Origin of the sequence: Marinobacter sp. MA (assembly GCF_048298425.1) — a bacterium.
Lineage (GTDB): Bacteria > Pseudomonadota > Gammaproteobacteria > Pseudomonadales > Oleiphilaceae > Marinobacter > Marinobacter salsuginis.
In genome coordinates, this window is the sequence record NZ_CP103058.1 from 2,198,908 (window position 1) to 2,219,836 (window position 20,929).

Consider the following 20,929-nt stretch of genomic DNA (forward strand, 5'->3'; position numbering starts at 1 on the left):
GCTGAGCCTTAAAGCAGGTGTCGGCGAATGAACCGGCCAATATCCTGTATTTCCTCCAGGCACACGCTGTGTTCCATGGGAAAGGTCTGGTACGACGGGTCGTAGCCCATTTCTTTCAGTGTTTCGACACTGCGAACGCCCAGAGACTCCGGCACCATCGGATCGAATGTTCCGTGATACACACTGATCGGCACATCGGCATTTGCCTCTGAACACTGAACCGTCTTGGCGGTGGCGAAGTAGGTGGAGAGCGCCAGAATACCACCAATACGTTCCGGGTAGCTGAGCCCCAGTTCGTAGGCAACCGCCCCACCCTGGGAGAAGCCGGCAATGATGATACGGTCTGCCGGAACACCTTTCTCCTTTTCGCGCTCCACCAGTCTGGCGACGGCATCGGCAGAGGCCCTCAGCTGTTCGGTATCTACTACCCGGTCAATGTCCATTGCCTTGATGTCGTACCATGCCGGCATGGACATCCCACCGTTAATCGTCACAGGCAGGTTCGGCGCATGGGGAAAGATGAACCGCACCGCGGCATCTTCCGGAAGGCCCAGTTCAGGCACGACCGGCTCGAAGTCGTGGCCACTGGCACCCAGGCCATGAAGCCAGATCACGGCCGCGGTCGGGTTTTCTCCGGTTTCAATCTCGATGTACTGAAGATCCTGCACGGTATACCTCTTTTCTGAAAATTGGGTGCCGATTTACTCGGAATGGCCGGATTTTTCGGCATTGGCCTCAAGCGCTGTGACTACCGGATTGGCATACATATCCAGTAGATAGGGCCGGATAGCCGGATCGCAGGCTTCCAGGCGCCGCTCCATCTCCGCCTCGGCCGCTTCCATCTCCGCCGGTGACCAGGTTTCGGCGGTGACCACCGCATCGCTGACGGTATCAGGCGTGTCGTGAGCCTGGGGATGAAGGCCGCGTTGCTGGTAGGCCACCAGGTTCGAGGCATGCAGGTGGTAGTTGGCATGCATCTCGCGATCTATACGCTGGGCCAGATCCTTGGGGTTATCCGGTGAATCATGAATGGGCGCGCCGAAGTGCACATGCACGTGCCCCTTGAATCCGGTCAAACCTTTCATGATCTGCTCGGTGTCCTCGCCCTCACGCTTGATGTATTTGCCGGTTCTGGCGCGGGTTTCCAGTTCCTGAGCCTTGTCGGCATCGCATGGGTCGTACTCATAGGCGATGGAAACCGGCACGATGTGCAGCCGGCTCATGGCCTCGCCAAAATCCAACCCGCTCTTCTTACGGCTCATGTAGAACATCTTGATGATGGCCGGATCGGTGAAATCAAGGCCGTCCTTCGCCCTGCCTTCCCGTTGGGCAATCCAGATACTGTGATTGGTATCAATGCTGTGGTTGATGAAGCCGGAGAGCGTTATGTAGGCATCGCGCATCTCCCGCGGGCTGGTCATGCTACGACGTACCACAAAGCTCTTGTTCAGCCGCATCATTTCGGCGAACACCCGGTTTGCCAGCAGATTGTCGCCTATGGCAATTCGGGTGGTATGGAAGCCGTTCTGGAACAGCAGGTAGTTCACCACCATGGGGTCAAACACGATGTCCCGGTGGTTTGAAATGAACAGATAGGCGCCGTGTTTATCGAGTTTATCCAGGCCGCTGGTTGTCACTCGCGTGGTGGTGCTGTCGACCAGTTCACCGACGTAGCCGGAAAGCCCGGCCTGGAGATCATCAACACGCGTATAGCGACCAAAATGGCTGGTGAGCCATCGGCGGGTAAACACACGCAACATGGCCGGTGCCCAGCGTGCCAGTGTCGGAGACTTGAAGCGACCGACCATATCCAGAAATTCCCGGTCGTTGACCAGGCGGTTAATAGCAGCGCCGGTTTCTTCGTCCGAATACGGACGGATGGCATCAAATTCCTGCATGGAAGCCCTGTTATTATCAGTGTCTGTCACAGTATGGCGTGAAACGGTGGTTCAAAAACGCGGTATTGTAGCGTTTCTTACACTGCTTTGCCTCCATCTGGCACATGGGTTTGCTGGCCAACCCTCAGGGTTAATCTGGTATCATTGCCCACCGTGCCGACCCCGGCTTTCCACCCGTCTCAATAAAGCGGCTTCACGTCGACGAACCGGTTACCCTATGTATCTTGATCAGGACTTCGAACAGCTTTCCACCGAGCGGCCCACCACCTCGGGAAGGGATCCGGAACAGGTGCTGCACGAAGTCTTCGGCTACGAATCGTTCCGGCCGCTGCAGGGTGACATCATCCGGGAAGTGTCGGAAGGCCGCGACGCCCTGGTGCTTATGCCAACGGGCGGGGGTAAATCCCTGTGTTACCAGGTGCCGGCACTGGTTCGCTCTGGCACGGCGATTGTGATATCCCCGCTAATCGCCCTGATGCAGGATCAGGTGGCAGCGCTCAAGGAGCTCGGGGTAAGAGCTGCGTTCCTCAACTCAACCATGGATTTCGAGCAGGCCCGAGCCACCGAGTACGCGCTGATGACCGGTGAGCTGGACCTGCTGTACTGCGCGCCGGAGAGGCTGATTCAACCTCGCACGATTGAACTGCTTCATGATGCCTCGATCTCGTTGTTCGCCATAGATGAAGCCCACTGTGTGTCCCAATGGGGCCACGACTTCCGGTCAGATTACCTGCAGCTCAGCATGCTGGCCGAGCAGTTTCCCGGCGTACCCCGCATTGCGCTGACCGCAACAGCCGATGAGCGGACCCGGAAAGAGATCGCGGAACGTCTGTCGCTGACCGGGGCAAGACACTTCGTCAGTGGCTTCGATCGCCCGAACATTCAATACCGTATAGCGCCAAAAACAAACGCAAACAAACAGTTATTGGACTTTATTAAAGCCGAGCATGAGGGCGACTGCGGCATTGTGTACTGCCTGTCCCGCAACAAGGTGGACGCTACCGCGAAAACCCTCGCCCAGAAAGGCTACACCGCTCTGCCCTACCATGCCGGCCTGTCCTCGGAACAACGCGCCCATCACCAGGAGCGCTTCCTGCGCGAAGATGGCGTGATCATTGTTGCCACTATTGCGTTCGGCATGGGAATCGATAAACCCGACGTGCGCTTCGTCGCTCATCTGGATCTCCCTAAGAGCCTTGAAGCCTACTACCAGGAAACCGGCCGCGCCGGACGGGACGGCAAGCCTTCGACGGCCTGGATGGTGTATGGCCTGCAGGATGTGATCAAACTGCGGCAAATGTTGGAAAGTTCCCAGGGCAACGACCATTTCAAACGGGTGGAGCGCCAGAAGCTCGACGCCATGCTCGGTCTCTGCGAGGTCACCAGTTGCCGTCGTCAGGTTTTACTGCGGTATTTCGGGGACGAACTGGAGCGGCCCTGCGGCAATTGCGACACCTGCCTGAATCCTCCGGAAACCTGGGATGGAACAGTGGCCGTCCAGAAAGCGCTGTCCTGTGTGTTCCGCACCGGGCAACGCTTCGGTGTGAGCTACCTGATCGACGTGCTTCGTGGCTCAGAGAACGAGCGGATTCTGCAGGCCGGCCATCATCAGGTTTCCACCTACGGCATTGGCACAGAGCTCAGCGCCAACGAATGGAAATCTGTCTTCCGCCAACTGGTCGCCAACGGCTATTTGCGGGCAGATCCGGAGGGCTATGGCGCACTTCAGCTTACAGAAGAATGCCGCCCGCTGCTGAAAGGTCGGCAAACCATTGAGCTGCGTAAGGATCCGGTGGTCAAGAAGGCAGCAGGCCGGGCCTCCGGTGGCCGCTCAAGCGCTCCGGTTAAAGACCAGATAACGGATCAGGCCGGCTGGGACGCCCTGCGGGCCTGCCGCAAGGAGTTGGCTGACAAACAGGGCGTGCCTCCTTACGTCATTTTTCATGACACGACCCTGTTCGGAATGCTTGAGCGCAAGCCCCGCACCCTTGAAGAGCTGGCCGAAGTCAGCGGCGTGGGGGCTGCCAAGCTTGAAAAATACGGCGAGATCTTTCTGGAAGCCATTGCCGGCCTTGATCCGGTCTGATCCTCAAGCCTCTGCTTTAAAGCCTTTCTTACGTACCCGGTAATGAGCGATGGAGGTAGCCACATGGTTGCCCTCCTCGTCTTTCAGTGTCCCTTCCAGGGTGAACTTGGCCCGGCCGGTTTCGTCGGCGTCTGCAAGGATGCCCGCGACGGTTTCCGACGGCAGCGTAAACTCCACGGTGACATCACTATTGGCCGGTTGCAGGAATTGCAGGGTCATTTCCTTGAGGATCGGGGTGTACGCAGGGCCCAGGTCAAACAGCGTCAGGACGCCACCGGGAATTTCAGCCACCAGAAAATAGGCGCCGGCATACAGGCTTCCAAAGTGGTTCTTGTTGCCTTTGAGCCGGATTTTTGCCCGCACATAGCCCGGCCTTACTTCTTCAACACTGAAGTTGTTCCGCGGCGCAAAGGGTATGGACAGGCCTATGATCTTGTTTACCGCCGCATAACCGCCGGTTTTCTTTAGCCAGGCCAGTGGGCTGACCAGGGTAGCCTTTGGGTCTGTGCTGGCGACCCACTGGCCAGTGGCGCCGATAAGGTTGTCGATAATTGCCATTCACTTGCTCCGATTTCTTGGTCGAAGCCGATGATTACAATGGTCTCTGGCAGCCGCAAGAATCTTTTACAATTTTTTTGGACATCGTCCGATTTATTTTTGAATTTATGTTCTAAAGTGAGGGTGGCTGCCTGAATTACGGCTGCTTTTTTGCCGGTTTTTCCAGTATTAAGAAAGGATTTCTGATTTGGAATGTTCTCTGCCCGCATTCAGGAACTTGTTCCGGTTGCCCAAACTGGCCATCTTCCTCGCTCTGCTCGGTCTGTGCCTTGAAGTGGCCCCCATCGCAGCCTCAACCTCAACGTCCGGCATTACTGGGGCAGCCAGTCGTGATTATGTTCTCTGGTATAGGAATTATGACAGCCCGGCTATTCGTGCGCTCGTCGAGCTTGCATTAGAGAAAACGCCGGAATATGGCGACTCCCGGGTTATTCGCAGTGAAGAACTGAGTCAGGGGCGCGTGCTCCGCGAACTGGCAGATGGCCAGTCTCGCCTGGTTGATATCGCCAATGTAGCCACCTCGGCCGAGCGGGAAGAGTTTCTGACTGCGATCCCCTTCCCGGTTGATGGTGGCCTTCTCGGCTTTCGCGTCTGCGTGGTGTTGCCGCAATCTCTGCCCAAGTTCGCCGACATAAAGAGTCTGGATGATTTCCGAGCCAGCCAGATCTGGATCGGTCAAGGCTCGCACTGGCCAGACACACCGGTACTAGAGGCAAATGGCATTCCGGTGGTGACACACTCGCGATACGAAATACTGTTCGGGATGCTCCGTAACGAACGCTTTGATTGTTTCGCCCGCGGCGTCAGCGAAGTCCTGTACGACCTGGAAATGGAGCAGGATCCCAACCTGGTGATCGAGCCCAATCTCCTGATCGCCTACCCCATGCCGTCCTATCTGTTCGTTGGCCCAGACGACCAGGAGACCGCTCATCGCCTGCAGCTGGGCATTGAGCGCGCCATCCATGATGGGAGTTTCAGCGAGTTCCTGAAGCGCTACTACTCCCGTGCCGTCAAGGAGCTCAACCTGAGCCAACGCCGGGTAATTGCCCTGGATAACCCGTTCCTGAGTGAGGAATCCCGATACATAGGGCGCAGCACCCTTGAGAATCTGCGCCGGCGTCTCGAGGTCCTCAGCCGCTAGGTTTTCCTGCTATACCCGGAACCGGGAGACGTTCTGGTTCAGGGCCTTGCCAATGCTCTCTATCTGCCCGCTGTAAACGTCATTTTCCGTGGCTGCGGCGGCCGCTTCCTGACCCTGATCCGCGATTCTTGTAATCGATGAATTCAGCTCCTCGGTCACCGACGTCTGTTCTTCGGAGGCCGTGGCAATCTGCGACGTCATCTGGCTGATGGAAGTGATAGCCTCGGCAATCCGGTTCAGCGCCTCCATGGCATCCTGGGCTTTTTCCATGCTGACACTGGAAACCGCAGTTGACGCTTTCATTACATCAACCGCATCGTTAGCGCCTTTCTGCAGACGCTCGATCATGTAGTTGATTTCCTCGGTGCTGGATTGGGTGCGTTGGGCAAGGTTGCGCACCTCGTCGGCCACCACCGCAAAGCCCCGCCCTGCTTCACCGGCCCGTGCAGCTTCAATGGCAGCATTCAGCGCAAGCAGGTTGGTTTGTTCGGCAATGCCCTGAATCACTTCCAGGACCGTCGTGATTGAAGCGACATCCTTGCCGAGTGTGTCGATGACTTCAGCCGCCGCGTTGACCTCCCTCGAGAGCTTCTGCACCGCATCCCGGGAGGCGGCGACGGTCTCAAGCGATGCCCGGCTGTCGCCGTCGGCAGTATTGGCGGCGTCGGCTGTCTGTTGGGCGTTCTGTGCGATTTCGCCTGCGGCCGCCGACATTTCGTTGATGGCGGTTGCCACCATGTCGATCTCGACCTGCTGGCTCTCCACGCTTGAACGGCTGGTGCTGGCTGTGTCTCTCAGGGAACTGACATTCTGGCCCAGCTCCGCACTGCCCTGCTGTACGTCCCGGACTACGTTCTGGATATTCTCGACAAACCGGTTGAAGCTTCTGGCCAGCTCTCCAAATTCATCTTTCGCACTGTCGTCCAGGCGCTGTGTAAGGTCCGCATCGCCGCTACCGATGTCTCCCATGGCCTTGTTCAGACGACGAACTGGCGCCATGAGCACCTTGATGCCCAGATGCAGGATTACCAGTGAAACGATCAGGCCAATGACCGCCATGATCAGACCGGTCATGCGGGCACTCTGAACCGGCGCGTTGATCTTGTCTGCATTCACAAAAGTGCCCAGATACCACTCCACGCCGCGGGCATCGCTGATTGGATGGAAGCTGGCCTCCCAGTTCCCCTCCTCATTGGAGTATTCGTGGGCAGCCCCGCCGAGGTCCGGGCTGCCGCCAGTCAGAGCACTGATGTTCTTGCCCACAAGCGCCTGCTGAGGGTGGAACAGAACGGTTCCACGTTCGTTGATCAGGGCGGCGTAGCCGGTATCCGCCAGGGTTACAGTCGAGAGGGTTTCCGCGATTGCGCCCAGACCGATATCTGCGCCGGCCACGCCTTCGTACTCACCGCGCTTCACAGGCGCAAGCGTGGAGATAATCATGTCGCTGGTGCTGGCGTCCTGGTACGGTTCGGTAAATGAAGCGCTTCCAAGGCTCATGGCCTTCTTGTACCAGGGACGTTCGCGGGGGTCGTAATCAGACGGCAGGGTTGCATTGGCTTCCGGCGATTTCATCAGCATGTAGCCGTCGGTGCGGCCCACATACACATCGCGAAACCCTCCACCGGTCGTAATGGCCTGGAGCACAACACGCGCCTCTTCATCATTCTTGACGCTTTCCAACGCTTTGGCAGTGGCTTCGGTCATCACCAGCCGGGTATTGAGCCATTCGGCAATGCTTGAGGTACTTTGCTGCACTGTGTCGTCAATCAGCGCGTCTACATAGGTTTTCGTGGTGTTCTGCAGCCGTAAATCGCCAGAGAGGGTGAAAGCCCCCATAACCAACAGCAACAGAATACCGAAAGCAGTCAGGAGCTTTTGCCCGAATGTCAGCTGCACGGTCAAATCCTCGGCAATGAAAATTGATATTCGTTAATTTGTCTTTCGGCCTGCGGTGCGAAGTCTTTAGCGGCTTCTGTTAAACTTTCCAAGTATTGACGCAAATGCCGAGCTTGTCCTACTCCATAACGAACGGGAGCCGAACTGAATGGCCCATGAAGAACTGCACCTCAACCTCCGGAACCTGAAGCTTGAAGATTACGAACAGCTTCAAAAGCTTATGGACCGCGTTTACGACGACATCGGAGGCGCCTGGCCCAAGGACACGATCAAGGCGCTGGTGGAACAGTTTCCGGACGGCCAGATCTGCATTGAGGAAAGTGGCCAGCTGGTGGCAGTTGCGCTGACGGTTTCCGTAAAATACGACCGATTCAGCAACCCCCATACCTACGATGACCTGATCCTTCGCAACGAGAAGATCTGGCACAACGCCAATGGCGATTCGCTTTACGGTCTGGATGTTTTTATTCACCCGGATTACCGGGGTTACCGGCTCGGGCGTCGTCTCTATGAGGCCCGGAAAGAACTCTGCCGCTCCATGAACCTCAGGGGCATCCTGGCTGGCGGCCGCATACCCAACTACTTCAAGTATGCCGAGCAGTATTCCCCCGAGGAGTACATACAGCGCGTGGATCGCAAGGAAATCTACGATCCGATCCTGAGCTTCCAGCTTTCCAATGATTTCCAGGTCACCCGGCTGATGCATAAATACCTGCCAGAGGATGAGAAATCGATGGGCTACGCCACCCTGTTGGAGTGGCGCAACATCCTTTACACCCCGCCTTCTCCGGTCCTCAGCGTCAAGAAGACACAGGTGAGGCTTGGTGCCGTTCAGTGGCAGATGCGGGAATTCACCTCCGTTGAAGAAGTTCTAAAGCAGGTGGAATACTTCGTGGATGCGTTGTCTGATTACAAGAGTGACTTCGCGATCTTCCCGGAATTCTTCAACGCGCCGCTGATGGGGCTTACGGACCAGATGGACCAGACCCGCGCCATTCGCTTCCTCGCCGGGTTTACGCAGCAGTTCAAAGAAGAAATGTCCGAAATGGCGGTGAGCTACAACATCAACATCATCACGGGCTCCATGCCGTTGATCGAAAATGACCGGGTGTACAACGTTTCCTACCTCTGCCACCGGGATGGCCGAGTCGACGAGCAGCGCAAGGTTCACATTACACCCCATGAACGGCGCGACTGGGTTATTGAAGGTGGCAACCAGTTCGAGGTCTTCGAAACCGACGCCGGCCGGGTCGCCATCATGATCTGCTACGACATCGAATTCCCGGAGCTGGGGCGAATTGCTGCCAGCCAGGAAGTCGATATCATCATGGTGCCCTTCTGGACCGACACCAAGAATGGCTACTTGCGGGTTCGCCAGTGTGCACAGGCGCGGGCGATCGAAAACGAGTGTTATGTCGTAATCACCGGCAGCGTGGGCAACTTGCCGAAAGTCGAGAACCTGGACGTCCAGTACGCGCAGTCCTCCGTATTCTCGCCATCGGATTTCGCCTTCCCCCACGATGCGGTGATGGCCGAAACCACGCCCAATACGGAGATGATCATGTTCTCCGATATGGACCTGGAAAAGTTGAAGCTGGTCCGCAACGAGGGGTCTGTCACTAACCTGAAAGATCGCCGCGTTGATATGTACGAGCTGAAAACAAAGTAAACTGGCCTGATCTGCCGTAAAAGATTGTTAAAAAACTGCCTTAGCGGTGGAGCGTATGGCACTGATGGCGTTGCAAAACCAAAGTCCAGTGTCTATTGTTTAATCAATATCCAGCCTGTCTCCCCATGAGACAGGTTGCTGTGGATACGGACATCACCAGAGAAGCTGATTCATGAACGAAGCATTGCCGGATCTTGTCGCCCGATTTCGAATCAGACAGGGCCTTTTTCGAAAGGAGCTTGTCGAGGCAGCCCTCTACGAACTGGACGGCTATGGATGCGTGATGAAAACCGACAAGGTGTTCAACCCCGGTGATACCGTGGTGCTGGATCTCGTGATGGACATGCCGTTTGACAAGATCCGTGCGGAAGGCCTGTCCGGGCTGGTCACCGAACGCAGAAAACACTGCAGCAATTTCTTCTATTCCATCGATTTTGTGGAACTCGACTCCAACGGTGGCTCGTCCCTGGCGGAGAAGCTTCGCAGAATTCGGGAAGTGGTATCCAAAAAGCAGTCACTCAAGTCACGTCGTTCCCCAGGCTCCATTTCCGGTTTCCGGCAAATGGCCTGATTCTGATTTTTCGTTGAAACCTGTCCGTAAGGAGACAATCCATGGCGAAGAAAGCCAAACAGAACGTTGATAAGATCGTGAAGAAGGTCAACAAGGAGTTCGAAAAGACCTCCGCCCAGATCGAAGGTCTGGTGAACGATGCACTGAAGCAGTTCGACAGTCTGCAGAATCAGGTTCAGGAGCCGGTGCGCAAACTGCTCAAGGAAATTGACGAACTTCGCGACCGTGAGATGAAGCGTTTCCACGAAGAGTTTGAACGCCGCCTTGACGAATTCCACGAACTTCAGAGCAGTATTCTTGAACGTCTGGGTGTTGCCTCCAAGGAGGCGGGCAAGGAAGTGAAGAAACTCACCGACGAAGTGAGCAAAGAAGCCGGCTCCGCCGCTAAAAAAGCAGCCCCGAAAAAAGCCGCCAAACCGGCCGCCAAAGCAAAAGCCGCTACCAGCAAGCCTGCTGCCAAAAAGCCGGCTGCCAAGAAACCTGCCGCCAGGAAAGCGCCGGCTGCCAAAGCGGCCAAGCCGGTGGACAAGAGCGACCTGACACTGGTCAAAGGCATTGGTCCTGCCACTGCCAAGAAGATGAAGGACGCTGGAATCACTTCCATCGACCAGATCGCCAATCCTTCTGCAGCAGACCAGGAAAAGCTGAAGGCTTTCTCCAACGTCAAGGGATACAGCCAATTTACAGCTGAAGCCAAGAAAATCAGCTAATGCGAACGCCTGACCAGCCTGTATTACGGGACATTGTCCTGATTGGCGGCGGGCACAGCCACGTCGGGGTACTCAAACGGTTCGCCATGAACCCGGTCCCCGGCGTGCGCCTGACCCTCATCTGCCGCGACACCCATACCCCCTATTCCGGCATGTTGCCTGGCTATGTGGCCGGCCACTACAGCTACGATGATGTCCATATAGATCTGAGCCGCCTGGCAGAATACGCCTGTGCGCGCTTTTATCGTGCCGAAGCCGTGGGCATCGACCGGGAACGCAAGCGGGTTATCTGTCGGGGGCGCCCGGACGTACCCTACGACATTCTTTCCATCAACATTGGTTCCTCGCCGCGGGTCAACGAAGTGGAAGGCGCCTCCGACCATGCCGTGCCGGTGAAGCCGATTACCGGTTTCAACAACCGCTGGCTTGCACTGCTCTCCCGGATCGAGAACCACGAAGGCCCCCTGACGGTGGCGGTTGTCGGAGCGGGTGCCGGTGGCGTCGAACTCACCCTGGCAATGCAGTTCCGGCTCAAGAACGAATTGAAACAGCGTGGCAAAGACCCTGGGCAGCTCCATTTCCACCTGTTTGACGCAGCAAACGAAATCCTGCCCACGCACAATCCGAAGGTTCGCGAGGTTTTCCGCAGGACGCTGGCGGAACGCGGTGTAAAGGTGCACCTGGGGTCCCCGGTAAGCAAGGTTCAGGAAGGGTTATTGATCACCGAATCCGGTGAAACCCTGCAAACCGACGAAGTGCTCTGGGTAACGCGAGCTGGCGGACCTGAGTGGTTGAAGGATACCGGCCTTGCCCTGGATGACGGGCTGTTCCTCCGTGTGCGGGATACCTTGCAGGTGGAAAACGACGACAGCATTTTCGCTGCCGGCGACATCGCCAATGTACTGAACCATCCCCGTGAGAAAGCGGGTGTGTTCGCGGTGAGGCAAGGTCCCCCACTGGCTGACAACCTCAAGCGCCTGGCGACTGGCAAGGATCCAAAGGATTTCTACCCCCAGAAAAAATGGCTGGCGCTGATCAGCACCGGCGATAAATACGCGGTTGCTTCCCGTGGGGATACCCAGTTCGACGGCGCCTGGGTGTGGCGATGGAAGGACTGGATCGATCGCCGGTTCATGAAAAAGTTCAACGATCTCCCTCCCATGGAGGAAGAATCCAAATTGCCGGATACCGCGGCGGCCCAGAATGCTGAGGACGCTTCCCAGGCAATCTCAGCCGTTGCCATGCGCTGCGGGGGTTGTGGTGCCAAGGTGGGCAGCACCGTGCTTTCGCGGGCCCTGGGGGAACTCAAGCCCATCGAGAGAGACGATATCCTCATCGGCCTTCACGCCCCGGACGATGCAGCCGTCCTGAAGGTACCGCCGGGCAAAGCCGTGGTTCACACCGTGGATTTCTTCCGCGCATTTATCGACGATCCCTACATCTTCGGGAAAGTCGCCGCGAATCATAGCCTGGGTGACGTGTTTGCCATGGGCGCCGAGGCACAAAGTGCTACGGCTGTTGCTACCGTGCCCTACGGCATTGAATCCAAGGTCGAGGACGTGGTCTACCAGATGATGTCCGGTGCCGTGGAAGTGTTGAACGAAGCTGGTTGTGCCCTTGTTGGCGGGCATACCGGTGAAGGCAAGGAACTGGCCCTGGGCTTTGCGGTAAACGGCCTGATCGACCCAGAAGAGGTTATGAGCAAGGGCGGATTGAAAGCCGGAGACGCTCTTATCCTCACCAAGCCCATCGGCACGGGTACCCTTTTCGCTGCGCACGCGAAGCTGGCTGCGAAAGGCAGATGGATCGACTCTGCCCTCGCCTCCATGGTGCAGTCCAACAAGGCCGCTGCAGACTGTCTCCGTAAGTTTGGCTCCAAAGCGTGCACGGACGTGACCGGATTCGGCCTGCTTGGGCATCTGGTTGAAATGACCAAACCTTCGGGCGTCGATGCCGAGCTGGACCTCTCGGCCATACCTATCCTTCCGGGCGCCGAGGAGACTGCAGCCGCCGGGATCCTCAGCTCCCTGCAACCGGCCAATATCCGTTTGCGCCGGGGGATCCGGGAACAGGAAAAGTGGGTTAACCACGCAAGGTATCCGCTGATCTTTGATCCGCAAACCGCGGGAGGGCTGCTGGCAAGTGTTGCGGCAGACAAGGCCGAGGAATGCGTGCGGGAGCTGAAAGCTCTGGGCTACCCACATACTGCAATCATCGGCCGCATCACCGCTCAGGATGAATCGGGGCCCATTGAGCCCATTTCCCTGCGGGATTAACGCCTCTCTGAGCAGCGCTGCATCGCCAGTTGTAGCGCCTGCTCCAGGGATGCCTGCTCCTTTTCTGGAAGAAAACGCTCTGCCAGCTTTCCAACCTGTTGCGCCAAAGAAGCCAGAAACCCGGGATCGGTCTCGGCGCGATTCAGCAGCTCGGCCAGTGCCTCTTCGTTGCCAACCGGGAAATATCCACCATAGTCCCGCCCCAACAAACCGACGTTGCCCGGAATATCGGATGCCAAAAGCGGTAAGCCAGCCCGACAGGCCTCGGATACCACGTTTGCTCCGCCTTCCATGATGGAGCTGATCACCATCACCTGGCTGTTTGCCATCAACTGCCGGGTATCGGCCTGATCCAACTCCCCGAGCCAACGGAAGCGAGGGTTCTCGGCCATTTCCCGTTCTGCTTTGCGTTGCCACTCGTCGTTGTGAGCCTTGCCGGCGCAGACAACCTCGATCCGCGAGTCCCCTGGCAGCAGCCGCGCAGCATAGGCCGCCCGGAGAGAGTCCTTTTCGTCCCGCAAATGGCCGATCACACACACACCGAACCGCTCGCTCCCGGAATCTATTTTCGGTTCTGGAAAGGACTCTGGACCCTCGGCCGACTGGCACAGTGTTACCAGTTTCTCCGCCAGACCGGCCGGTATGTCGTCGACTACCAGACTGTGCAGCCCGATGAGCGAATCCGCCACGTTCATGGAATAGAGGGTTCGTTCAGGATACTCGTGCTGGTGGTGATAGATATCCGTACCGGTCAACGCCACTATGAGTGGCTTTTCGGGCCAGGTTTCACGGAACCGCCGGATGGCGTCAGCGCTGCGCCAGGCATGCAACGCTATCAGGGCATCACAGGGCTCACCGTCGTATTCAGTAACCACACGCACGGAATGACCGGCATTTGCCAGCAGAGTTTTCCAGCGCTCAGCCGTTGCCCGGTTCCCTGCTTTCGATCCCGGCTTCGCCGGTGTAACCAAGATTAAACGCATTCTAATCGCCTGAATTGGTCGGCCGTCTTGAGCCATTTAAAAACGTATGCCGTATAGCTGTTCAGAGTTTACGTGAATACAGGTATCCTTCTTTAACAGGAGCCGCTCGTTCAGACTCCCTACTCTAAATATCCGTTTCAACAAGGAAAAACCATGACCCACAATCTTATACGGAAATTGCTGATTATTGGTCTCTGTTCTCTGTTCTCTGCAGCCGCATCGGCCCAGACGTTTATTTTCACGGCCATCCCCGATGAAGACGAAACCAAGCTCGTCGAGCGTTTCCGCGGCATTGCGGACTACCTGTCCGAGGAACTGGATGCGGATGTAAAGTACATCCCCGTCAAGTCCTATGCAGCCGCCGTATCTGCATTCCGGAACAATCAGGTGCAACTGGCATGGTTCGGCGGCCTGTCCGGCGTTCAGGCCAGATCCCTGGTACCCGGTTCGCAAGCGATTGCGCAGGGTACCGAAGACCAGGCCTTCTACGTTTATTTCATTGCTCACGAGAGCACCGGTCTGGATCGCGCAGACAGTTTGCCGGAAGATGTGCGTGGCAAGACATTTACCTTTGGATCGAAAGGCTCGACTTCCGGGCGATTGATTCCCGAGTACCACATCCGCGAAACCTTTGGAGAAGCTCCTGAAGACGTATTCTCCCGCGTGGGCTACAGCGGCAACCACACCCGCACCCTCCGCCTGGTGGAGTCCGGCACTTATGAAGTGGGCGCAATGAACTTCGCGGTTTGGGAAAAAGAACTGGAAAACGGCAACATCAATACCGACGCGGTGAAGGTGATCTGGAAAACGCCAAGTTTCCCCAACTATCAGTGGAGCATCCGTGGCGACGTGGATGAAAATTACGGCGAAGGCTTTACCGATCGCGTCCGCGAGGCCCTGCTCTCCCTGGATGACCCTGAGTTGCTTGAAAGCTTCCCGCGCTCTGCGTTTGTCCCCGCTTCAAACGATGATTACGAGCCGATTCGCAAGGTTGCAAAAGAAATCGGAATCATTGATTGATGGCAGGCTTTGATCTCTCGGGCCTGACGGCCTCTTTTGGGGGTGAGCGGGTTATCGGCCCGCTCACCCTTACTGTTAAGGAGGGAGATCAGGTCGCCCTGGTCGGGAAGAGTGGTGCCGGAAAATCCACTCTGATCCGGCTCATTCACCAGAGGGTGGATCGGGAATCGTCTCTCGTACCACAAGAGCTTGGCCTGGTTAACGCCCTACCGGTATTCCACAACGTGTTCATGGGGCAGCTGGACAAGCACGCCACCTGGTACAACACCGTTACCCTGATCCGGCCCTTCAAACAGGATAGAAAGCAGATTGCAGAACTGCTGGACGCGCTGAGAATGTCAGAGAAACTCTGGATCCCGACAGCGTCCCTTTCCGGCGGACAGCGCCAACGGGTAGCCATTGCCAGAGCCCTTTATCGCAACGCTCCCGTGTTACTGGCAGACGAACCGATCTCCGCACTGGATGGGCCAATGGCGCATCACGTCATGAAACTGCTGAAAGACCGCTTCAAAACGAGCGTTATTGCGCTGCACGACGTGGACATGGCCATGAAGTACTGTAACCGCATTGTTGGCATCCAGGATGGCCAGGTCGCCCTGGATGAGCCTACAGAACGATTGACGGCTGCAGACATCATGTCGCTGTACTAGGACCTGTCACGCGATGCTCTCCTACCCGACGGTACGCACCAGCCTGATTTTTCTTGCGATTGCGCTCGTGGGGTTGCTGTTTGCCGACATCGCGATAACCGCCAACAATCCCTGGCGAGACCTCGGCAATTTTTTCCTGGGCGTACTGACCCCCAATTTCTTCAGTAGCGAGGGGCTGCTTACCGCCCTGTTACGAACCGTGGCCTTCGCGTTCGTGGGGGTGACGGTTGGCGCTATATGCGGCTTTCTGCTGGCACTGGTGTATCGCTTTCTCCCGGTGCGTATATTCTGTGCATTCATCCGCGCCATTCACGAGCTGTTCTGGGCCCTGATTTTTCTCCAGTTTTTCGGCTTCCACCCGCTGACGGGCGTACTGGCAATCGCAATTCCCTATTCCGGTATTTTTGCCAAGGTTTACTCCGAGATTCTTGAAGAGGCAGATCCGGAACCAGGCCGGTTATTGCCTCCGGGCACCGGCACCATTGCGGCGTTCCTCTACACCAAGATCCCGGATTGCTGGGTTCAGTTACGGACCTACACCGCCTACCGTCTCGAGTGTGGTCTTCGCTCAAGCGCTATCCTCGGTTTTGTTGGCCTGCCGACGCTGGGGTTTTATCTGGAAACCTCATTCTCGCAAGGCATGTACTCCGATGCCGGCGCGATGCTGATCCTGTTCTATGTGCTTATTGCCACCATTCCCCTCTGGGTGAAACCCAAGCTGTTGCCCGTGTATATCCTCGGCGCTCCGTTCTTCCTCGGCGATGGCTTGCCCATTGTCTGGGGCAACGTTGAGCGGTTCTTCACCCAGGACATTGTGCCCAGCCCACTGAGGGATGGTGAGGGCCTTGCTGGCCTGCTGCCGTGGCTCAATGAATTGATGATTGAACAGGCCCTGCCCGGTATCTGGAATACCGTGATTCTCACGCAGATTGCGCTCGTGGCCACCGGCATCCTCGCATTACTTGCGTTCCCGCTGATATCGAACCATTTTGGTGGCCCAATACGCCGGACCTCCGGGCATGTTTTCCTGGTGATTGCGCGATCAACACCGGAATACATCCTGGCCTACATTCTCCTGCAGCTCTGGGGGCCCTCCATGCTGCCGGCCGTAGTTGCATTGGCGCTGCACAACGGCGGAATCATCGGCCATCTCATTGGCCGGCAAACCAACACAATCCGGTTGAGATCCGACGCTCCCCACGGCTTCAATCGTTATGGCTGGGAGCTGGTGCCTCGAATCTACCGCGCATTCCTGGCCTTCCTGTTTTACCGCTGGGAAATCATCATGCGTGAGACCGCCATCCTGGGCATTCTTGGTATCTATACCCTGGGTTTCTACGTCGATAGCGCCATTCAAAGCATCCGTTTTGACCAGGCAATGGTGCTCATACTGATCACCGCCATGCTCAACATTGGCGTAGACATCCTTGGCCGCTTCATTCGCCGCAAGCTGGCCCTGCAAACCATGCCTACCTGCTAGCGCCAGCCACTGCGATCCCCGTCACAGTTCCGTCATTTCAGTCAATCCTCGCCAGGGTAATGGGGACGGGTTGGCGGTATTGCCAGGATACATTCCGTTACACTCCGATAACCTCTTGCAACATTCAGAGTTCTGGTGATGATGGTAAACGGATTGATTCTCTTGGTTCAGCTTGGGCTGCTTGCACTGCTTGTTCTTCTGGCTGTTAGGATGATCGCGCTGATGCGAGCTGAGCCTCTGGCTATCGGCCATCAGGAAAACTGTGCAGGCAATCATCCCGCAGGAATCCATCAGTCTGAACCAGCCTCACGAACTTCAGAATGGCCGGTTGCAGTACGCAGACCGGTTGTCGACGCTGCCCCGGACCGCGCTGAGCTGATTACCCAGCTGCATATTCTGGCAGGCCTTCAGGAAAGGGATTGCCGAGTGAACGGCCTGGATCTATCAATGGCGCCAAATGCGGTTAAGACGTACGCAGCCGTCTGGCTCTATGGCGCCGGTTGTGCCCTCAGCGATAAAACCAATCGGCACTCTTCCGCTCTGGCAGCCACCGTTGCCCAGATTGCCAGTCGAAAAACCGGAATTCGTCAGTCAGAGATTGTTGAGGCGATCGATACCTTGACGGCTAGTACGGTTTACCTGGCGTGTTTCAGGGCGGGGTTGGAAGGAGCGGAATTCTGGCGGTTCAACCACTATGTACCGCCGACTTCGAGCCTTTACGAGGCCGTTACCGCGAACGCGTTTATTTAGCAGCCTGCCCGGGGGCAGTCTCAAGTACCCAGTCGGTGCCCAGTGCCACAGGTTCTGCGTGATCCTGTTCGTCAGCACGGGTGCCGGTGATCTCGGGCCGGCTGAATCCACCATCGTCCGTATTGGCCATGCTGTCCACGTCGACAGAACGAACCACATAGGCCACGCCGTCGGACAATACTTTCGCCCGGTGAGTTAATCCGAAGACAAACCGGCAGTAATCCAGCTTTAGCTGAATCAGATCCTGCTCCGCTTTGCGGATTTTTCTCAGCAGTACCTTCTGAACGCTATCTCCGTAATCCATCACGTTGTCCCTAGTAGTGGCGGTATTGTGATTTTACACAATCCGGGCCCGTTGTCAGCCGACTGGCTTCCGGTTGCCCGTGTCTCAGTGTGGCTCGGCCTGAAATACCAGCTCTGCCGGAATACCCTCGATAGGCTGTTGCCCCTGCTGCAGATCAATCCGCCAGGTCATGGTAGCGTCGACGGTACAGAATGGCGCCGTAAAACGCGCGGAGTATTCGTTTCCCGCCCGGTAACCCAGTGGTACGGGATACTCGCCCATGTACATGGATTCTCCCCGAAGAACGGCGAGAAAACGCTCCGGCCGTTCTGGTGTGACTACCGTGAGTTGGTACTCCATGCCCTGGGTACCCTCACCCAGTTCGCTCAGGCTGATTTGCCACTCCCCCGAACCGTCTGACCAACTGCAAGGGCCCTCCTGAAGCAAATCACAACGGGCAAGGGGCGCGGCACTCCCTTTGGCAGTAGCACTTTCCAGATCCCCATTGGCATCCTTAAGCAAGCCCGGACCAAACATTGCCACGGCAACAAGCCCCAGAATCAATCCTGCCACTGCTATTACGCGTAACATAACGGCACCCCGAACAAACCTGCCGGGCATTATGGGGATTTCTCCCGCCAAGGCAAAGGTTTCTAAACTGGCGCCAGTCATGAGAAAATACCGCGCCTTCAATTCGACCCATTTTGACCACAGGACACGCCCGTGCAGCCGGATATTTCCGTTAAGCACCTGAGCAAGGTATATGGTGACGGTTTCCAGGCCCTGAAGAACATCAACCTGGACATCCGCCGTGGCGAAATCTTCGCCCTGCTCGGCCCCAATGGCGCCGGCAAGACCACGCTGATCAGCATCATCTGCGGCATTGTTAACCTCTCCTCAGGCGAGGTGAAAGCCGCCGGCTACGACATTGTCAAAGACTACCGCAAGGCCCGCGAGACCATCGGCCTTGTGCCCCAGGAACTGAACACCGATTCGTTCGAAACCGTGTGGGATGCCGTTTCCTTCAGCCGCGGTCTGTTTGGCAAGGCGCCGAAGCCGTCCCACATCGAGAAGGTGCTCAAAGACCTCTCGCTCTGGGACAAACGCAACAACCGCATCATGTCGCTGTCCGGCGGCATGAAACGCCGGGTGATGATTGCCAAGGCACTCTCCCATGAACCGCAGATCCTGTTCCTTGATGAGCCGACGGCCGGTGTGGATGTGGAGCTGCGGAGGGACATGTGGGATATGGTCCGCAAACTCCGGGAAAGTGGTGTGACCATTATCCTCACCACCCATTACATCGAAGAGGCCGAGGAGATGGCCGACCGGATCGGCGTGATCCGGCAGGGTGAAATCATTCTGGTTGAGGACAAGACCCAGCTGATGACCAAGCTGGGCAAAAAGGAGCTGCGCCTGCACCTGGCGCACAAGCTCGACAAGGTACCGGGCGAACTGACCCTGGAACCGGTGGAGCTGTCCGAGGACGGCTACCAGCTGATCTACACCTTTGACTCCCAGCAGGAACAGGCCGGCGTTGCCCGGCTGCTTCGGACACTCGGGGATCTGGGCATTGAATACCGGGATCTGCAAACCCGGGAAAGCTCCCTTGAAGAGATTTTTGTCGGCCTGGTGCACGAGTAAGCCCGCCGGCCCAACGGAGAAAGGCATGAACCTTTACGGTATCCGCGCAATCTACAAATTCGAAATGGCCCGCATGCGCCGAACGGTTATGCAGAGCGTGCTCTCGCCGGTGATTTCCACCTGCCTGTATTTCGTGGTCTTTGGCTCCGCGATCGGCTCGCGCATGGGTGATATCGACAACATCGCCTATGGGGCCTACATCATTCCAGGGCTGGTGATGCTGTCCCTGCTGATGCAGAGCATCTCCAACGCCTCGTTTGGCATCTACATGCCCAAGTTCTCCGGCACCATCTACGAAGTGCTCTCAGCACCGGTGTCCTACGTGGAAGTGGTCCTGGGATACGTTGGCGCCGCTGCCACCAAATCCGTGATCCTCGGGCTGATCATACTTGCTACGGCGAAGTTCTTTGTGGATTACGACGTACTGCACCCGTTCTGGATGTTCTCGTTCCTGGTGCTGACCTCCATCACCTTCAGCCTGTTCGGGTTCATCATCGGGATCTGGGCGGATGGCTTCGAAAAACTCCAGATTGTCCCGATGATGATCATCACCCCGCTGGTGTTCCTCGGCGGCACCTTCTATTCCATCGATATGCTGCCGGAGGTCTGGCAAACGGTTAGCCTGTTCAATCCGGTGGTTTACCTGATCAGCGGCTTCCGCTGGGCATTCTACGGCGTGTCCGACGTTCATGTCGGCATCAGCGTGGGCATGACCCTGGTGTTTCTCACCGCGTGCATGGTGGGCATCTGGTGGATCTTCAAAACCGGGTACCGGTTACGCTCGTGACAGCTACACCGCAACGCCTTCGAGGCCTGAAAGGCTGGGTCGTACTGGCGGTCAGCTCGCTGATTTACGGGTGCTCTTCAGGCATCGCAGCGCCGCAGGAAGGTCTTCCGGTTGTCGACGCGTGCTTTGTGTCCGCAGCGGGCACAGTGCCGGTAAAACTGGAAGTGGCCAGTAGCTCTGAACAGCGCCGGAAGGGTTTGATGGGCCGTACTTCTCTGGCTCCCGACGCCGGTATGCTGTTCGAGTACAGCGAGCCCAGGGAAGCGAGCCACGGCTTCTGGATGTACAAAACCCTGATTCCCCTGGACATTGCCTACCTGAACGAGGATGGCGTGATCGGCAGTATTCGGCAGATGGTGCCCTGCGCCTCGGCCAGTGGTGCTGGCTGCCCCACCTACCCCGCCGGCGTGCCCTTTATCCAGGCCGTTGAAATGAACGCCGGTTTTTTCCAGAAACATGAAATCCGGACCGGCGTCCGGCTATTCCTTGGAAACGGTAATTGCCCGACGCAGTAGGCCGGGCTGATA

At 57.0% G+C, this 20,929-nt stretch carries 20 protein-coding genes; 13 read left to right on the plus strand and 7 right to left on the minus strand.

Annotation, left to right across the window (positions count from 1 at the left end; translation table 11 throughout):
* Positions 1-8 precede the first annotated feature (8 nt).
* Together NUW46_RS10240 and NUW46_RS10245 are read right to left on the minus strand one after the other, a co-directional pair.
* A complete protein-coding gene (locus NUW46_RS10240; RefSeq protein WP_418140022.1) occupies positions 9-668 on the minus strand; it encodes an alpha/beta hydrolase in 660 nt (219 codons plus the stop codon).
* A gap of 33 nt (positions 669-701) precedes the next feature.
* A complete protein-coding gene (locus NUW46_RS10245) occupies positions 702-1,898 on the minus strand; it encodes a 1-acyl-sn-glycerol-3-phosphate acyltransferase (RefSeq protein WP_069183632.1) in 1,197 nt (398 codons plus the stop codon).
* A gap of 217 nt (positions 1,899-2,115) precedes the next feature.
* Between NUW46_RS10245 and recQ the strand changes: the two genes are divergently transcribed.
* Entirely contained in the window at positions 2,116-3,984 is a 1,869-nt protein-coding gene (recQ, locus tag NUW46_RS10250) for a DNA helicase RecQ (protein WP_418140023.1), read from the plus strand.
* 3 nt (positions 3,985-3,987) lie between these two features.
* On the opposite strand, the gene NUW46_RS10255 is transcribed toward recQ, so the two are convergent.
* Positions 3,988-4,542 (minus strand): PaaI family thioesterase, encoded by a 555-nt coding sequence (locus NUW46_RS10255; protein ID WP_418140024.1) that lies wholly within the window; start codon positions 4,540-4,542, stop codon positions 3,988-3,990.
* Positions 4,543-4,768: 226 nt separating this feature from the next.
* On the opposite strand from NUW46_RS10255, the gene NUW46_RS10260 reads away from it, so the two are divergent.
* Positions 4,769-5,683, plus strand: a complete 915-nt coding sequence (locus tag NUW46_RS10260; protein WP_418140025.1) for a hypothetical protein — start codon at positions 4,769-4,771, stop codon at positions 5,681-5,683.
* 9 nt (positions 5,684-5,692) lie between these two features.
* On the opposite strand, the gene NUW46_RS10265 is transcribed toward NUW46_RS10260, so the two are convergent.
* On the minus strand, positions 5,693-7,579 hold the full coding sequence (locus NUW46_RS10265; RefSeq protein WP_418140026.1) for a methyl-accepting chemotaxis protein: 1,887 nt from the start codon (positions 7,577-7,579) through the stop codon (positions 5,693-5,695).
* 148 nt (positions 7,580-7,727) lie between these two features.
* Here NUW46_RS10265 and NUW46_RS10270 point away from each other — a divergent pair, with 148 nt between their 5' ends.
* The 4 genes from NUW46_RS10270 (at position 7,728) to selD (ending at position 12,805) form a co-directional block, all read left to right on the plus strand.
* The gene (locus NUW46_RS10270; RefSeq protein ID WP_069183627.1) at positions 7,728-9,248 is read left to right on the plus strand and encodes a bifunctional GNAT family N-acetyltransferase/carbon-nitrogen hydrolase family protein; all 1,521 of its coding nucleotides are present in this window, start codon (positions 7,728-7,730) and stop codon (positions 9,246-9,248) included.
* Between the two features lie 172 nt (positions 9,249-9,420).
* Positions 9,421-9,819: a hypothetical protein gene (locus NUW46_RS10275; protein ID WP_069183626.1), complete on the plus strand. Its 399-nt coding sequence runs from the start codon at positions 9,421-9,423 to the stop codon at positions 9,817-9,819.
* A gap of 41 nt (positions 9,820-9,860) precedes the next feature.
* Positions 9,861-10,529 (plus strand): helix-hairpin-helix domain-containing protein, encoded by a 669-nt coding sequence (locus NUW46_RS10280; RefSeq protein ID WP_305966854.1) that lies wholly within the window; start codon positions 9,861-9,863, stop codon positions 10,527-10,529.
* Entirely contained in the window at positions 10,529-12,805 is a 2,277-nt protein-coding gene (gene selD / locus NUW46_RS10285) for a selenide, water dikinase SelD (protein ID WP_418140027.1), read from the plus strand. The genes NUW46_RS10280 and selD overlap by 1 nt, the downstream gene beginning before the upstream one ends.
* On the opposite strand, the gene senB is transcribed toward selD, so the two are convergent.
* Complete coding sequence (gene senB / locus NUW46_RS10290; RefSeq protein WP_418140028.1) at positions 12,802-13,788, minus strand: selenoneine biosynthesis selenosugar synthase SenB; 987 nt, start codon at positions 13,786-13,788, stop codon at positions 12,802-12,804. The two genes, selD and senB, sit on opposite strands and share 4 nt — an antisense overlap.
* A 153-nt stretch (positions 13,789-13,941) precedes the next feature.
* Here senB and NUW46_RS10295 point away from each other — a divergent pair, with 153 nt between their 5' ends.
* The 4 genes from NUW46_RS10295 to NUW46_RS10310 all read left to right on the plus strand — a co-directional run bounded on the left by NUW46_RS10295 (position 13,942) and on the right by NUW46_RS10310 (position 17,688).
* Positions 13,942-14,808: a putative selenate ABC transporter substrate-binding protein gene (locus NUW46_RS10295; protein ID WP_418140029.1), complete on the plus strand. Its 867-nt coding sequence runs from the start codon at positions 13,942-13,944 to the stop codon at positions 14,806-14,808.
* On the plus strand, positions 14,808-15,458 hold the full coding sequence (locus NUW46_RS10300; protein WP_418140030.1) for a phosphonate ABC transporter ATP-binding protein: 651 nt from the start codon (positions 14,808-14,810) through the stop codon (positions 15,456-15,458). The genes NUW46_RS10295 and NUW46_RS10300 overlap by 1 nt, the downstream gene beginning before the upstream one ends.
* Before the next feature lie 13 nt (positions 15,459-15,471).
* A complete protein-coding gene (locus NUW46_RS10305; RefSeq protein WP_305966859.1) occupies positions 15,472-16,938 on the plus strand; it encodes a PhnE/PtxC family ABC transporter permease in 1,467 nt (488 codons plus the stop codon).
* Between the two features lie 222 nt (positions 16,939-17,160).
* Entirely contained in the window at positions 17,161-17,688 is a 528-nt protein-coding gene (locus NUW46_RS10310; protein WP_418140031.1) for a hypothetical protein, read from the plus strand.
* On the opposite strand, the gene NUW46_RS10315 is transcribed toward NUW46_RS10310, so the two are convergent.
* Positions 17,681-17,992: a hypothetical protein gene (locus NUW46_RS10315; RefSeq protein ID WP_153633463.1), complete on the minus strand. Its 312-nt coding sequence runs from the start codon at positions 17,990-17,992 to the stop codon at positions 17,681-17,683. The two genes, NUW46_RS10310 and NUW46_RS10315, sit on opposite strands and share 8 nt — an antisense overlap.
* 84 nt (positions 17,993-18,076) lie before the next feature.
* A complete protein-coding gene (locus tag NUW46_RS10320) occupies positions 18,077-18,562 on the minus strand; it encodes a hypothetical protein (protein ID WP_418140032.1) in 486 nt (161 codons plus the stop codon).
* A gap of 132 nt (positions 18,563-18,694) precedes the next feature.
* On the opposite strand from NUW46_RS10320, the gene NUW46_RS10325 reads away from it, so the two are divergent.
* The 3 genes from NUW46_RS10325 to NUW46_RS10335 are packed head-to-tail and all read left to right on the plus strand — an operon-like array spanning position 18,695 to position 20,917.
* Positions 18,695-19,615: an ABC transporter ATP-binding protein gene (locus NUW46_RS10325; RefSeq protein ID WP_069183617.1), complete on the plus strand. Its 921-nt coding sequence runs from the start codon at positions 18,695-18,697 to the stop codon at positions 19,613-19,615.
* A 25-nt stretch (positions 19,616-19,640) separates the two neighbouring features.
* Positions 19,641-20,402 carry an ABC transporter permease gene (locus NUW46_RS10330; RefSeq protein ID WP_136632317.1) on the plus strand — a complete coding sequence of 254 codons (762 nt, stop codon included), beginning with the start codon at positions 19,641-19,643 and terminating at the stop codon, positions 20,400-20,402.
* Positions 20,399-20,917 carry a DUF192 domain-containing protein gene (locus NUW46_RS10335; RefSeq protein ID WP_418140033.1) on the plus strand — a complete coding sequence of 173 codons (519 nt, stop codon included), beginning with the start codon at positions 20,399-20,401 and terminating at the stop codon, positions 20,915-20,917. The genes NUW46_RS10330 and NUW46_RS10335 overlap by 4 nt, the downstream gene beginning before the upstream one ends.
* The last annotated feature ends 12 nt before the right edge of the window (positions 20,918-20,929 follow it).

Bases quoted from the DNA above. Each gene is read 5' to 3' on its own strand.
- NUW46_RS10320 (WP_418140032.1), bottom strand. From the start codon at position 18,562: ATGTTACGCGTAATAGCAGTGGCAGGATTGATTCTGGGGCTTGTTGCC.
- recQ (WP_418140023.1), top strand. From the start codon at position 2,116: ATGTATCTTGATCAGGACTTCGAACAGCTTTCCACCGAGCGGCCCACC.
- NUW46_RS10300 (WP_418140030.1), top strand. From the start codon at position 14,808: ATGGCAGGCTTTGATCTCTCGGGCCTGACGGCCTCTTTTGGGGGTGAG.
- NUW46_RS10280 (WP_305966854.1), top strand. From the start codon at position 9,861: ATGGCGAAGAAAGCCAAACAGAACGTTGATAAGATCGTGAAGAAGGTC.
- NUW46_RS10330 (WP_136632317.1), top strand. From the start codon at position 19,641: ATGAACCTTTACGGTATCCGCGCAATCTACAAATTCGAAATGGCCCGC.
- NUW46_RS10305 (WP_305966859.1), top strand. From the start codon at position 15,472: ATGCTCTCCTACCCGACGGTACGCACCAGCCTGATTTTTCTTGCGATT.
- NUW46_RS10295 (WP_418140029.1), top strand. From the start codon at position 13,942: ATGACCCACAATCTTATACGGAAATTGCTGATTATTGGTCTCTGTTCT.
- NUW46_RS10275 (WP_069183626.1), top strand. From the start codon at position 9,421: ATGAACGAAGCATTGCCGGATCTTGTCGCCCGATTTCGAATCAGACAG.
- senB (WP_418140028.1), bottom strand. From the start codon at position 13,788: ATGCGTTTAATCTTGGTTACACCGGCGAAGCCGGGATCGAAAGCAGGG.
- selD (WP_418140027.1), top strand. From the start codon at position 10,529: ATGCGAACGCCTGACCAGCCTGTATTACGGGACATTGTCCTGATTGGC.
- NUW46_RS10255 (WP_418140024.1), bottom strand. From the start codon at position 4,542: ATGGCAATTATCGACAACCTTATCGGCGCCACTGGCCAGTGGGTCGCC.
- NUW46_RS10270 (WP_069183627.1), top strand. From the start codon at position 7,728: ATGGCCCATGAAGAACTGCACCTCAACCTCCGGAACCTGAAGCTTGAA.
- NUW46_RS10315 (WP_153633463.1), bottom strand. From the start codon at position 17,992: ATGGATTACGGAGATAGCGTTCAGAAGGTACTGCTGAGAAAAATCCGC.
- NUW46_RS10245 (WP_069183632.1), bottom strand. From the start codon at position 1,898: ATGCAGGAATTTGATGCCATCCGTCCGTATTCGGACGAAGAAACCGGC.
- NUW46_RS10310 (WP_418140031.1), top strand. From the start codon at position 17,161: ATGCGAGCTGAGCCTCTGGCTATCGGCCATCAGGAAAACTGTGCAGGC.